Consider the following 14,120-nt stretch of genomic DNA (forward strand, 5'->3'; position numbering starts at 1 on the left):
ATTAGAATCCTATTAGAATTCACGCAAAAGCCTTAATCTACCCAAAAAAGGCTCTGAAAGGAAGTAAAAACTACTGCATTTCGGGCCTTATTTCCTGAAAACACCTGTAAAACAAAGGATGCCTAAACCGCTTCTGCGATGGGTAATTGAATCCGGATTTCAGTACCGGAACCTTCCTGGGTTAGAATCCCGATGCTGCCTTTGTGCAGCCGAATAATGTTGAGAGACAAAGGTAGTCCAACGCCGTGGCCTTCAAAGTCAGTGGTGTTGGAAGCCCGGAAGAAAGGCACGAAGATGTAGGGCAGTTCCTCCTCGGGAATGCCGATGCCCTTGTCCTGCACCGAGATAGTCAATTGCCCTTTCTCGGAGGAAATCTGCACCTGCACCGCCTGGTTATGCGAGTATTTACAGGCGTTCAGGACGATGTTGCTCACGGCCAGTTTCAACAGGTTCACGTTGCCGTTCACCAGCAACTGAGCCTCATCTGGCGGTAATTGGTTTAAATCTATCTGGATGTTGTTTTCGGGGTAAAGCTGGTCCGCCGATTCTTTCACGAGCCAAAGCAGTTCATCAACCCGTACCTGTTCCCAATTCTGCTTTTTTCCATCGAATCCGCTTTGCGCAATCCCTAAAAGGCTGGTGAGGATGTCCTTCAGCTTGCTGGACTCTTGCTGGATCTTCTGCAAGGCTTGTTGGTGTTCTGGCAATAAGCCTGGTTGAGCCAGCGCCAGCTCGGCTTCGCCTTTGATAATGGTCAGGGGCGTGCGTAACTCGTGGGAGGCGTTGCTCACGAAGTTGTTCTGCGTCTCAAAGGCGGTCTCCAGCCGGATGAGCATGTCGTTGAAGGTCTGGGTAAGTTCGGTGAGTTCGTCTTTGTTCGTGCCCACTTCTAACCGCAGGTTAAGGTTTTCTGCCGTAATCCCCTGCACATTCCTGATGATGTCGCGCACGGGTTTGAAGGTGTGTTGGGTGAAACTCCTGCCCAGGAAAAAAACCAGTACAACACAGAAAACGAATCCCAGCAGCAGAATACGGGAAAGGTGCGTCACCAATTCCAATCCGTAAGGATTTTTGGCAGAGACCACTACCAGGTACCTGTCACCATTGCTCTGGTAAACGCTTCCGGCGTAAAGCGCCTGCTTGGTTCTGAACCGGGCGGTTCTATCCTGTAGAGCCTCGGCCAGGAAGGGAATCGGCAAGCCGCTTTTCCTTAACTTGGCTAAGGCGTTTCCCTTAGGAATTTCCAGAATGTATTCCTTTTCATCGGGTAGTTTCTCCAGATAAGCCTGCCTCAGTTTCTTTATTTCCTCGGGCTCACCCGTGGCTTTGATGTCCAAATGGATGGCCGAGGCCAGGTTTACCCGCGTTTCCAGCCGTTTGTAGAAATCCTCGAAGGTGTAGTGGTTGGTGAAGAAGTAAATGAAGCCGCTGAACAGCAGAATCACCAGAGAGGTTAAAACGGAAAACAGGAACGTGGCTCGGGTCTGAATGGTCATGCTTCTTCCTCTTTGAGTACGTAGCCCATGCCAATGATGGTATGGATGAGCTTAGGGGCATAATCTTTATCAATTTTCTTCCGAAGGTAATTGATGTAGACGTCTACCACGTTGGTGCCCAGGTTGAAGTCTATGTTCCAGACGTTCTCCAAGATCTCAATCCGGGAGACTACCCGCTTGTGGTGTTGCACCAGGAACTCTAAAAGGCGGAACTCAGTGGCGGTCAGAGGAATTTTGTTTCCCTGGCGGCTCACCTGTTTCTCCAGCGTGTCTACCTCCAGGTCGGCGATCCTGATTTTAGTTTGCGGGGCAATCCCGTTCTGGGAGCGACGGGTAAGCGTTCTGATGCGGGCACCCAGTTCAGAGAAATTGAAAGGTTTTACCAGGTAATCATCGGCACCGCTGTCAAGGCCCGTGACAATGTTCTCCGGTGAATCTAAGGCGGTAAGCATGAGAATGGGCGTTTCTACCTGGTGTTCGCGCAGTTTTCGGCAGACTTCCAGGCCACTCATTTCGGGCAGCATCAGGTCTAAAATGATGAGGTGAAAGGGAAAATCCAGCGCCATTTTAAGACCGGCCGTTCCGCTCATGGACACGCTCACGGCGTAGCCTTCCTGCTTGAGGCCCCGCTGTAACAACTCAGCCAATTTTGGCTCATCTTCCACCACAAGGATCTTCTTATCCATAAATACCTGCTGCTGATTCGTTCAAAACTAGTACTTGAACGATAACCAGCCAAAACCACAAAGGTTATTCCTCTAGTGTAAGGGTACTCCTCAAAGCTGGGAAAGTGTAGAAAGGCAACAGAATTGCGGAGTTTTAAAGGAGAAAAACGGTGTTTGCGGCTCTTGCTTTCCTATTTTTCATCTGTTTAAACAAAAAAAGAAGCGTTTCAGGGCCGTTTATGTGAAACAAGCCCTAAAACGCTTTTTGCTATTATACTGCGGAATGTCCGCTGCCGTTATTAGTAATTTCCTACCGAAAGCATCACCAGCGTACAGGCATGCATGGTTTTGATGTTTTGCTCCTGGGCTTTTTTCTCCAACTCGTAATTCTCGGTTCCTGGGTTGAAAATGATGCGTTTGGGCTTTAGAGAAAGGATGTAGTCATACCAACTGGGCTGGTTCTGTGGTCCCACGTACAAGGTGACGGTATCCACCTCGTCAATGGTGGGCTTTTCAGTTTCAATTGGCAAACCGGCAACTTCCCCGCGTTTGATGCCCACGGGTACCACCTGGTGCCCAGATCGTTTCAGCTGATGAACAGCCTTATAACTATAGCGCGCCGGGTTGTCCGAAGCACCAATAACCACTGTCTTTTTCATCTTTTTACCCCTCTTTTTGTAAAAACAGGCTTGAAAGGCCTTTCCGTATTTATACTCCTAAAACCGGCTTAAGTTAACGTTGCACCAACAAAGCCACCTGTTCGGCGCATCTTTCCCCGTCCATGGCCGCCGACACAATGCCCCCGGCGTATCCGGCGCCCTCGGCACAAGGGAACAGGTTCTGAATCTGGGGATGCTGCAGGGTCTCCTTGTCCCTGGGGATGCGAACCGGCGACGAGGTTCTGCTTTCCACGCCCACAATCTGCGCATCGTTGGTAAGATAGCCACGCATTTTATAGCCGAATTCCTGAAAACCGCCCCGAAGCCTTTCCCCGATCATGGGTGGCAATACCTCGCGCATGTCCACTGAGGCAAGCCCCGGCTGGTAGGAAGTGTCCAGCAGCGAAGAGGAAACCTTGCCTTTCACAAAGTCGTGTAGCCGTTGGGCCGGGGCTACCTGAGTGCCTCCCGCAGAAGCCCAGGCTTTCTGCTCCAACGCTTGCTGAAGCCTAAGCCCAGCTAAGGCACCATGTTGTTTCAGATCCATGTCCTCCAGGTTTACTGCCACCACAATACCGGAGTTAGCATATTTAGAGTCACGCCGGCTAGGCGACATGCCGTTCACTACCACCTCGCCAGGCGCTGTAGCTGACGGAACAATGAAACCACCGGGACACATACAGAACGAGAAAACCCCGCGCTCCTGGCCTTTGTACGCCACCTGTTGCACCAAGGAATAAGAGGCGGCCGGAAGATGCATGCCCCGGTCACCGTCGCAATGATATTGGATGCCGTCAATAAGACTTTGCTGGTGCTCTACCCGTACGCCCATGGCAAAAGGTTTGGCTTCAATAAGGATGTTTTTGGCATTCAGCAACTCGTAAATGTCCCGCGCAGAGTGGCCGGTTGCCAGAATAACCGCTTCCCCTTCAATGGAAGAACCATCAGCGGTGATGACGCCCTTCATCTGGTTTTTCTCCAGGATGAAATCTGTCACCCGGGTATTGAAGTGAATTTCGCCGCCGGCTTTCAGCACGGTTTCCCGCATCTCGGCAATAAGCACCGGAAGCTTGTTTGTCCCGATGTGCGGGTGTGCGTCGAAAAGGATGTCTGTGGTGGCGCCGTGCTGCACCATAATCTGCAGGATGCGCTGCACATCGCCCCGTTTTTTAGAGCGGGTGTAGAGTTTGCCGTCTGAATAGGTACCCGCTCCGCCTTCGCCAAAGCAATAGTTGGAGTCTGGGTTCACGATATGCTCTTTGTTGATGGCTGCCAGGTCGCGCCGGCGGGCGCGTACATCCTTGCCTCGTTCCACTACTACGGGTTTAAGGCCCAGTTCAAGGCAACGGAGCGCCGCAAACAACCCTGCAGGTCCAGCCCCTACAATCAACACCCTTTTGGCGGTTGGTTTCACCTCTGGGTACTCATAGGTGGGCAGTAGCACCGATAGATCCGGGATTTGGGTGTACACATCGGCCCGTACCTTTACCTGCACCTTGCGGCCCCGGGCATCAATGGAACGCTTTATTTTATGGATGAAGGCCGCCTTCTCGGGGTGGGTGAGGCCGGCTTGTTGCAGGATTTCGCGCTCCAGGAGAGCAGGGTCATAGGCCACTTCGGGCGACAAGACCAGGTCAAGTTCTTTTTTCATGAAAGGTGGTAAGGTAGTTAACCCTAAAGTTGCTGTTTGCTCCTCTTCTATTAGCAAAGAAGAAGGCAAAGATAGATACTCTTCCTGAACCAAATGCAGGCCCGGAAAATTCGTTTAGAGGCTGCATTTAGCAAAACAATCCTAAAATGATGGTTCCGAAAAATAAACCAGGTTCCTTGTGTGAATGCATGTGGCTCATGTTTATTTATAAATACCTGTAAACCAATTGATAAGGGCGAGCTTTTTTGTTTTATTAATATAACCTTTTCCTGAAGTATTTAATAAAATAAAGAATCTTTTAAAAAAGAAAAGTACATAAACTAATTTGTATGCATAGTGCGTTATTTTTGCAAATCAGAGTAATCTGAATTTGAATGATAACCAGAAGGAAAGGAGGGAAGAGAAAGGAAGAATACGGAAAAACCACATCTACAATCACCACCCATAAATCGCTTACACCAGTTTAAATCTATTCTGGCCCAGACAAACTCACAGGTTCCTACCAAAGCGTTGAAAAATAGGAGCTCAACTTTTTAAGGGAAGGAAAATAGACACCTTGCATTTTCTGTATTCGGGTGAACCAACCCTAATCTTGATGCAAATTTCCCGGCCCATAACAATCAAAAACCTAAATGAAGAAAGTTATATTTTTCAGCTTCGTTTTGTTGCTGTCGCTGGTTAGCCATGCGTGGGCGCAAAGTCGGACTATTAAAGGAAAAGTAACCGATGCTAAGACTGGCGAAGGAATGCCAGGGGTTACGGTTCAATTAAAAGGCAGCACGAACGCTGCCCCTACCGGCGTAACCGGTGATTACGAGATTTCTGTGCCTTCTAGTGACGGAACCCTGGTTTTCACCTTCATCGGGTACACCAATAAAGAAGTGGCCATTGCGGGTCAAACCACTGTAAACGTGGCTCTAGTGGAAGATAACACCCAGCTGAGCGAGGTGTTGGTAGTGGCGTACGGTACGGCGGAAGAGAAATCCTATACGGGTTCTGTAACGGCGGTAAAATCTGAATCTATTGAGAAAATGCAAGCCAACGACGTGACCAAGGCCCTTTCTGGTTTGGCTCCAGGCGTGCAGGTAACCTCTTCCAGCGGACAGCCAGGTACTACCAGTGCCGTGCGTATCCGGGGGGTTGGATCTGTGAATGCGAACAGCTCTCCGCTATACGTGGTAGACGGTGCGCCATATTCTGGTGACATCAACGCCATCAACCCGCATGACATTGAGTCCATGACTGTACTGAAGGACGCTACCGCGGCTTCGCTTTACGGATCAAGAGCGGCCAACGGTGTGATCGTGATCACTACCAAAGGCGGAACTGCCCCTAAAGACGCTACCATCACCTTTGGTGCTACCGTTGGGGTTTCTGACTTTGCGGTGAAAGACTACGAGACGGTGAATGCCAGCCAGATGTATGAACTGACCTGGGAAGCACTGAGTAACGATGCCAGAGCCTCTTCTTCTTTGTGGGCAGGGAAATTTGCCTCCCCTGAGGAATATGCCTCTAAAACGGTAGTTACCCGTTTGGCAGGTGCCGGAAACGGTCAGCAATACAACCCTTTCAATGACGCAGAACCGGTTGGTTTGGATGGCAAGATCAAGCCGGGCCTTACCCCAGCCTGGGATGAGGACTGGAGAGATGCCTTGTACCGCAAAGCAGTTCGTCAGGAATATGACCTGAGCGTGCAGGGCGGTAACGAGAAAAGCAATTACTACTTCTCCGGGAACTACCTGGACCAGCAGGGTGCTTTCATCACCTCTGGCTTTAAGCGTTACTCTACCCGCCTGCGTTTAACCTCGCAGGTGCGTGACAACATCAAAGTGGGCTTGAGCGCTAACCTATCCTATACAGACCAGAATGCCCCAACCTCCAGCGGTACTTCCTTCCGGAACGTAGTGTCCTGGGGACGGAACATTTCCAGCATTTACCCGATCTACAGAAGAAAGAACGCCGATGGTTCTCCTTTCACAGGTCCACAGGAGTTTGACTTCAACACAGCCCGTCCGTACGGCGGTAACAGCAACCCGGTAGGTACCACTGCCCTGGACATCATCCAGGGAAGCAACCTGACCTGGGGCTGGAATGGTTTTGCAGAGATCTCCTTCCTGAAAGATTTCAAATACAGAACCTCCCTGGCTTTGAACGGAGACAACTACCGTGGCGAAACGTTCTACAACCCAGAATTCGGTGATGCCGCCGGTTCCATCGGGGGCCGTGGCACGCAAAGCAGAACTTCTTTCACGGAATATACTTTCAACCATATCCTGAGCTGGAACAAGACCTTCGGGCGGCATACCATTGACGCTTTGGGAGGTTTTGAGGTGTACAACCTTTCTTCTAACTCAGTATCTACCCAGAAGACCGGCTTCATTCCAATTGAAGGCATGACCGAGTTGGATAACGCCGCCACCATTGTGAGCTCCAATTCACAAAGAGACAGACGTGCGCTACAAAGCTTCCTGGGTCAGGTGAACTATGGTTTGGCAGATAAATATTATTTGTCAGCTTCGTTCCGCCGTGATGGTTCTACTCGTTTCAAGGCAGATCAGCGTTGGGGTAACTTCTATTCAGTGGGTGCTTCCTGGAGACTTTCTGAGGAAGACTTCATGAAAGAACTGCTGTGGGTGAACAATGCTAAGTTACGTGCTTCCTACGGTACTTCCGGTAATGAGAACCTGGGTTCTTACTACGCCTACAGAGGTCTGTATAATACCGTGTACCCAGATTTATCTGAACCCGGTATGGTTGTTACCACGCTGGAGAACCCTTACCTGACCTGGGAGAAACAAGCCATCTTCAACGTTGGTTTAGATGCCACCCTGTTCAAGAAGTTTGATGTCTCATTGGATTACTATGACAGAGCCTCTAAAGATTTGCTGTTGAACAAACCAATGGCCCCTTCAACCGGCTTTGTGGGTGTTTCTGCTAACCTGGGTGCCATGCGCAACAGAGGTTTTGAGGCCAACATCACTGCCCACATCGTGGATACCGAGAAATTCGGTTGGGATGTGAACCTGAACGCCGCTCATAACACTAACGAGTTTACCGAACTTCCGCAGCCAACCATTCTTGCCGGCACAAAGCAATACAAGGTAGGTCAGTCCATCTATGACTTCTTCATTGAGGATTTCGCAGGTGTTGATCCTAAGACGGGCTTGAGCATGTGGTACCGTGATGTGACCAACGCCGAGGGTGTGGTGGAAAGACAAACCACTACCAACTACGGTTTGGCTACCCGTTACTATGTAGGCAACGCCCTGCCAGACGTAACCGGCGGTTTGTCTAACAACATCCGTTACAAAGGCTTTGACCTGGGTCTGTTGTTCTCTTACAGCTTTGGCGGTAAAATCTTGAACACAGACTACAGCGGCCTGATGGGTGGCGGTGCTTCTGCGGGTACCAACTGGAACACAGATATCCTGAACAGATGGCAGAAAGAAGGTGACGTGACCGATGTTCCTCGTCTTGGAACAGGCCAGTCTCTGAATGCCAACGCCCGTTCTTCTCGTTTTCTGACCGATGCTTCTTATGTGCGCATGCGTAACGTGACGCTTGGTTATACCTTGCCAGCATCGGTGCAAGATCGCCTGAGAATGAAAGGTCTGAGAGTTTTTGTACAGGGTGATAACTTGTTTACCTGGTCTAAAGGCTTGGAAGGAATGGACCCAGAGCAGTCGCTTGACGGTATCACCAACAACAGCTTCCCAACCATGAAGACCTACTCTGTTGGGGTGCGTGCCTCTTTCTAACAACAGACAAATTACTTAGTAGATGAAAATCAATAAATCGAGAATATATACTGTCCTGTTGGGAGCTACCCTAGGTTTAGGGGCTTGCCAGGACGATTTTCTGGAAACGGTTCCTTCCAACGCAGCGTCCTATGAGCAGGCTTTCAGCTCTCCGGCGGCGGTTGAGGCGGCCCTAACCGGAATCTACCGGTTGATGCGGGATGCCCCGGTGAACTCAGGTTCTACTGCCAGCCATGACAACTACGGTATTCCCCACTTCAATGAGACCTGGGATGTAATGGGCCAGGATATTATGGCCAATTCCGGTTGGTTTGCCTTCCAGTATGAGTTGGACAATAAACTGTCTACTTACCGCGGTACAACCATGTTGTGGGCAACCAACTACAACATCATCACCAACGCGAATAACGTCCTTGCTAATGCTGCAAAGGTTCCGGGCATGACGGAGACCAAGCGCCTGGAGTTTGAAGCCGAGGCGAGAGCCTTACGTGCCTTTGCTTACTTCAACCTGGCCAGAACGTATCAGCATACGTACTTGAAGGACCCGAATGCGTTGGCTGTTCCCCTGGTGTTGGAGCAAACCACCATTGACACCGAAGGTAAGCCAAGAGCCACCCTTCAGGAGGTGTTTACCCAAATCTTGGAAGACCTGAGCATTGCCGAGCGTGACCTGCCGGTGACCAGAGTTGCCAAAAGCCGCGTAAATAAAAACGTAGCCCAAGGGTTGCTGGCTCGGGTGAATCTGGAGATGGGACAGTGGGCGCAGGCCGCCGATTTTGCTGTGAAAGCAAGGGAGGGTTTCCCTTTGATGACGCCAAACCAGTGGAAAGAAGGATTTAACAACTACGCCAACGGAGAGTGGATCTGGGGTCTTGCCCAGTCTGCTGACCAGCAAGTTGCCTTCGCCTCGTTTTACTCCACCATGGATGGTCGTTATACCTTAGATGATAAGGGAAACAGAACCTACGTGCGCAGGGGCTACAACAACATCCGGGCAAACGACAAGTTTGTGGAATTGTTTGATGTAACCGATGCCCGCAGGGAGTTCCAGGAAGCGGTTGGTACCACCAACTCTAACCGCTACACAGTGACCAAATTCAAGGACCTGCCTGACCTGAGCGGAGACTTCGTGTTGATGCGTGCTGCAGAAATGTACCTGATTGAGGCCGAAGCCAAAGCCCGTTTGGGTGAGAATGAGGCAGCGCAGCAATTGGTACTGGACCTGCGTCAGAAGCGTTTCACAGATGCCACTGCGGCGGTTAAGCCAACCACAACCGGTGCTGAATTGGTGGATGAGATCTGGGTTGAAAGAAGAAAAGAGCTTTATGGCGAAGGTTTCGGCCTGATGGACATCAAGCGTCTTCAGAAACCGTTGGTGCGGGAAGGGAATCACACGGCTGTTTTAGGAACTACTCCTGCCAACAGTGACCTGTTTATCTACATGTTCCCTCAGTTAGAAATCAACAACAACCCTAACTTCGGACCTCAGAACCCATAAGGGAACCAAAAAGTAAATCATATAAAAGGCTGCTCCTATTGGGGCAGCCTTTTTTGTTTTGGACCTGTTTTTGTAAAAACAGCTTATAAATAGGTTTCTTCTCTGATGGTTTCAAACCGGTTCCTTTCGAATTCTCATCTAGATTCCAGGGAAGGCTTATAAGGGCCGAGATTCCGAGAGAAGTAGGAGCTATTTCCTCCTTTGTTTGGGTGCTTCGGAAGGGGCATTTCCTGCTTCAGCCAATTTATCCTAGGCTTCGTCAGGTACCGCTTCTCATTTGAGAAACAGTGTTTTACATTTAAATTAAAGAATCGCCCAAAAGCAAGATTAAATTGAAAATATAAAGCATTAAAAACCGATATATTATTGAAGGTTAGCCTCTTATCGGAGTAAAAAGTTTAGTAAAGGTAATTTTCCAACTTGATTCTAAAAACAAATGACCATGTCTACCCTCAAAAATGGAATTGCCGCTTTCTTTCTGATTAGCCTGATGTTTCTGGCTCAAGGCGCTGTCGCTTCCCGGAACTTTGTGTTACCAGGTTCAGTGTTGGGGCCAACGGAAGTCCAAAGTTCTGAAGGCACCCCCGAGTTAGTAGTCAGTAGATTGCTTAAGCTCTATCCTAACCCCAATTCCACGGATGAGGTGAACATCAAAGGTTTTACTCCTAAAACCCAGGCCACCATTCTCGTCAAAAATGCCATAGGGTACATCGTCATGAATGAAAAAGCCTACATCTCAGATGAAAGAGGCGAGATTAACATCAAAATCAATTCACTGCAACAAGGGCATTATTACATAGGTATTAAAGTAGACAAAGCACAAGTGATCAAGAAATTGATTAAAATTTGATACTGCTCTTTATTTATAGTGGAATTAAAAAGGTTTTTAATAAAAGAGTAAGGGAGGATTTTGGTGAATGGCTAAGTTGTTTTAAGGCGGTTTTCTGAAAACAAGCCTTTAACAACAGGCACGCACCCAAATCCATATAAATTCAGAAAGGGAGTCAAGCTCCCTTTCTATTAATTAATCTACCTCGCAGGAGAATCTTAATCCACTTCTCCTACAATATTGTTCACCCAGCCTTTGCCCCAATTCTCCTTTTCCTCCTGCGTCCAGACCTCAGGGTAGAAGATGCGCTTCTGAAACTTGGGAGGTAGGTATTTTTGCCAATTGGTTCCGCCGGTAGCCGCAATGATCTCTGGGTCGCGCTGGAGGTACCGTACCGCAGATTTGTAGTGCATGAGGGGCCAGTTCACATTCACATTGCTGTCTAGTTCTTTGAGGTGGTTCAGGAGTTTTTGGTTTTGCTGCTCTTCTTCTGAAAGGCGCTTGAAAACGGCCCAAACGTTTTTATCCTGAAACTCCCTGGCGTGCTGCATCAGGTCTGCCGAATACTTTTCTTCAAACTGCAGCAAGGTGAGGGTCTTGGCACCGGTGGCCGCTTCGGTGGCGCCTTCTTTCCAGTAAATGCACCCGAACATCTCTTCATGGGTACTTTGCAGGCCCAAGGCTTCCCGTTTGGCTTTGTCGGTGAGGTTGCGCAGATCGGTGGAACAGATCTCAATTTTGCGGTACTGCACACTCTGGAATCCGCTGGCAGGCATGAGGGCCATCCTGAACTTGAGGAATTCCTTGGGGTCCATGCCGTCTACCATCACATCGAAAGAATCGATCAGGTTCTCGAAGTAGCGGTTGATGCGGCCAATGCGAGTGATGAGCATTTGGGCGGTGGGGGAAGGGTCCTCGCCAATCTGACGGTACTCATGCAGGCATAGCTTGAAATACAGTTCCGTCACCTGGTGGTACATGATGAAAATCTCTTCGTCCGGAATTTTGGTGCGAGGCGTCTGCAGGCTCAACAGGGTGTCTAAATGTATGTAATCCCAGTAGTTAAGGAAATCTGAGTACAGGAGACCTTCCAGATAGGAGGCCAGGTCCTGGCCCAGGGGGCTATATTTCTGTTGGAGACGTTCCAGCAGTTCCAGTACCTGGGGGGAGAAGGTGCGGTCTGGCATATATTATTTTCTGAATGTTGTAATTATCTTTCTTTACTTGCGACAAAGAAAGTAAAAGAAATTGGTTTGGAAGCTTCTGGTTTCAGAATCATGTAGGGTGGAGCAACCGAACCAGCCTTTTACGCAACTTTCCGGAAGAGGGCCCAGATCCGTTTTTTTCGCTGCGGCTGCCCAAGGGTGAACAATATCTTTAACTTTGGTGCCCAAAGAAAGCACTAAGACAATGGCAGAGAAAAGCAGCATTTTTGATATGATCGGGCCGGTAATGATTGGACCTTCCAGTTCGCACACAGCGGGCGTGGTTCGGATAGCACGGGCCGCCATCCGGATTTTAGGGTCTTCCCCCGCAGTGGCTACCATTACTTTCTATAACTCGTTCGCCCGCACCTATGAAGGCCACGGAAGTGACCGGGCCATTCTGGCCGGGCTTTTAGATTATAAAACCGATGACACCCGCATCAAGGAGTCCTTTTCCCACGCAGATGCCCAAGGTTTGAAATATACCTTCAAATCTGTGGGAAACGCCTCTACCATGCATCCCAATACCATCAAACTGAACCTAACAGCCGCCGACGGTCGCACTGCCGAAGTGATTGGCCAAAGCCGGGGAGGGGGTGTGATCAGCATTGTGGAGGTAGACGGGTTTCCTTCCAATTTTTCTGCCAACCTACACACCCTGATCATTGACGCCGATGACGTGACCGGCAGTATTGCCTTCATAAGCAGCATCATAGCCCACGATGATTGCAACATTGCCACCATGAACGTTTCCCGGAAGGGCCGAAACGATGTTGCCCGCCAGTTCATCGAAATGGACTCGGGCTTGCGCCCCATCTCGCTGGAGTACCTTCGACAGTTGAGTTGGGTAAAGAACGTGATCTATATCCCTAATATTGACTTATAAATGAGACGTTTCTCTACTAAATTTCTGTCTACGCTGGGGCTGGTCATTGGCTGCCACACAATTTCCCTGGCACAAACCTCTTCGGGCACCGAAACCGTCTGGACCCTGCAGCAATGCGTTGATCATGCAATCAAAAACAACTTGCAGATAAAGCAGTCTGGCCTTTCTGTAGAACAGGCAGTTATTGATTTAAAACAATCTAAAACTGATCAGTTGCCTTCCATCAACGGAAGTGGTTCCCATAGTTTCAACAACGGTTTCTTTCTAGACCCAGTAAGAAACCAGATTCAGAACCAGCAAGTTTGGGCTGGCAACTTAGGCATTAATGGCTCAGTTAACCTTTACAGTGGTCTACAGGCGCAGAATACCATTAAACGGAATAAACTGGAGTACGAGGCCGCTCAATTAGACCAGCAGAAAGTACAGAATGATATCACCCTCAATGTGGTGACGGTCTACATGAATGTGCTGCTCAACCAGGAAATTCTTAAAACCAACCAAGAACGTTTAAACCTGACAAAAAGCCAGTTAGAACGAACCCAAAAATTATTTAAAGCGGGAAGTATTCCTGAAAGCAATGTATTAGAACTCAATGCGCAAATAGCAAGTGATGAACTTAATATCATCACGGCTCAAAATAACATTGAACTCTTTGAATTACAATTGATCCAAATGTTGAACCTCCCGGATGCTAATCCTGGCAATTTCTCCATTGAGGTTCCGCAGATTCCTGATCCAGACCAAACGGTAATTGGTTTCAACGCAGAAGAGGTATTTGCTTCGGCTTCTACCAGAATGCCTGAGATATTAAGAACAGGGCTAAGGATTAGAAGTGCTGATAAAAACATTGCCATTGCCAAAGGAGGATATCACCCTTCCCTAAGTTTGGTGGGAAGTGTAAGTACCCGTTACTCCAGTGGATCTTCTTTGTTCAACTTTGGAAATGTAGTTAGCCAGAGGACTTTGGTTGGATACGAAGATGAGGGGATGAGTCAGCCCATTTATATCTATACCCCGTCTGTTGAGCAAACCCCTAAGGACTATCCTTACTTTAACCAATTACAAGATAACATTGGCCAATACATTGGTATAAATTTGAATGTCCCCATTTTCAATGGGTTCAGAGTACGCAATAATGTGCAGTTGTCCAGATTAGGCCTGAGAAATGCCCAGATCAATTCTGATATAGCCAAAAATGAATTGAAGCAAACTATTGCCCAATCCTATACAGATGCGATTAACGCCCAGAAAAGATTTGTAGCGGCTAAAAAGCAGCTGGAAGCATTTGAGCAAGCCTATAAAAATGCAGAGATTCGCCTCAACAACGGCCTCATCAACAACGTGGATTTTAACGTGGCCCGCAACAACTTGGTGAAAGCGCAGTCAGACATCATCCAGGCAAAATACGATTACACCTTCAGACTTAAGTTCCTGGAATTCTATCAGGGAAAAACCATTACTCTTTAATTGACT

The 14,120-nt window shown here is 48.7% G+C and carries 10 protein-coding genes; 5 read left to right on the forward strand and 5 right to left on the reverse strand.

What is annotated here, in order from left to right; translation table 11 throughout:
• Positions 1 to 122: 122 nt before the first annotated feature.
• From EFB08_RS05180 to EFB08_RS05195, 4 genes are all read right to left on the reverse strand, one after another.
• Positions 123 to 1,496: a HAMP domain-containing sensor histidine kinase gene (locus tag EFB08_RS05180; RefSeq protein ID WP_123125860.1), complete on the reverse strand. Its 1,374-nt coding sequence runs from the start codon at positions 1,494 to 1,496 to the stop codon at positions 123 to 125.
• On the reverse strand, positions 1,493 to 2,182 hold the full coding sequence (locus tag EFB08_RS05185; protein WP_123125861.1) for a response regulator transcription factor: 690 nt from the start codon (positions 2,180 to 2,182) through the stop codon (positions 1,493 to 1,495). The genes EFB08_RS05180 and EFB08_RS05185 overlap by 4 nt, the downstream gene beginning before the upstream one ends.
• Before the next feature lie 278 nt (positions 2,183 to 2,460).
• Positions 2,461 to 2,820 carry a CoA-binding protein gene (locus EFB08_RS05190; protein WP_123125862.1) on the reverse strand — a complete coding sequence of 120 codons (360 nt, stop codon included), beginning with the start codon at positions 2,818 to 2,820 and terminating at the stop codon, positions 2,461 to 2,463.
• 73 nt (positions 2,821 to 2,893) lie between these two features.
• Positions 2,894 to 4,471, reverse strand: a complete 1,578-nt coding sequence (locus tag EFB08_RS05195; RefSeq protein WP_123125863.1) for an NAD(P)/FAD-dependent oxidoreductase — start codon at positions 4,469 to 4,471, stop codon at positions 2,894 to 2,896.
• Positions 4,472 to 5,103: 632 nt separating this feature from the next.
• Between EFB08_RS05195 and EFB08_RS05200 the strand changes: the two genes are divergently transcribed.
• From EFB08_RS05200 to EFB08_RS05210, 3 genes are all read left to right on the forward strand, one after another.
• On the forward strand, positions 5,104 to 8,229 hold the full coding sequence (locus EFB08_RS05200) for a SusC/RagA family TonB-linked outer membrane protein (protein ID WP_123125864.1): 3,126 nt from the start codon (positions 5,104 to 5,106) through the stop codon (positions 8,227 to 8,229).
• 22 nt (positions 8,230 to 8,251) lie between these two features.
• Complete coding sequence (locus EFB08_RS05205; RefSeq protein WP_123125865.1) at positions 8,252 to 9,727, forward strand: RagB/SusD family nutrient uptake outer membrane protein; 1,476 nt, start codon at positions 8,252 to 8,254, stop codon at positions 9,725 to 9,727.
• Between the two features lie 442 nt (positions 9,728 to 10,169).
• Positions 10,170 to 10,577 (forward strand): T9SS type A sorting domain-containing protein, encoded by a 408-nt coding sequence (locus EFB08_RS05210; protein WP_165864807.1) that lies wholly within the window; start codon positions 10,170 to 10,172, stop codon positions 10,575 to 10,577.
• A 197-nt stretch (positions 10,578 to 10,774) separates the two neighbouring features.
• Here the strand turns inward: EFB08_RS05210 and EFB08_RS05215 are convergent, their stop codons facing one another.
• On the reverse strand, positions 10,775 to 11,743 hold the full coding sequence (locus EFB08_RS05215; protein ID WP_123125867.1) for a tryptophan 2,3-dioxygenase family protein: 969 nt from the start codon (positions 11,741 to 11,743) through the stop codon (positions 10,775 to 10,777).
• 223 nt (positions 11,744 to 11,966) lie between these two features.
• On the opposite strand from EFB08_RS05215, the gene sdaAB reads away from it, so the two are divergent.
• Positions 11,967 to 12,647, forward strand: coding sequence for an L-serine ammonia-lyase, iron-sulfur-dependent subunit beta (gene sdaAB / locus EFB08_RS05225; protein WP_123125869.1), 681 nt, complete (start codon positions 11,967 to 11,969; stop codon positions 12,645 to 12,647).
• On the forward strand, positions 12,648 to 14,114 hold the full coding sequence (locus tag EFB08_RS05230; RefSeq protein ID WP_123125870.1) for a TolC family protein: 1,467 nt from the start codon (positions 12,648 to 12,650) through the stop codon (positions 14,112 to 14,114).
• The last annotated feature ends 6 nt before the right edge of the window (positions 14,115 to 14,120 follow it).

The organism is Rufibacter latericius (assembly GCF_003721515.1).
In the GTDB taxonomy this organism is placed as follows: Bacteria; Bacteroidota; Bacteroidia; order Cytophagales; family Hymenobacteraceae; genus Nibribacter; species Nibribacter latericius.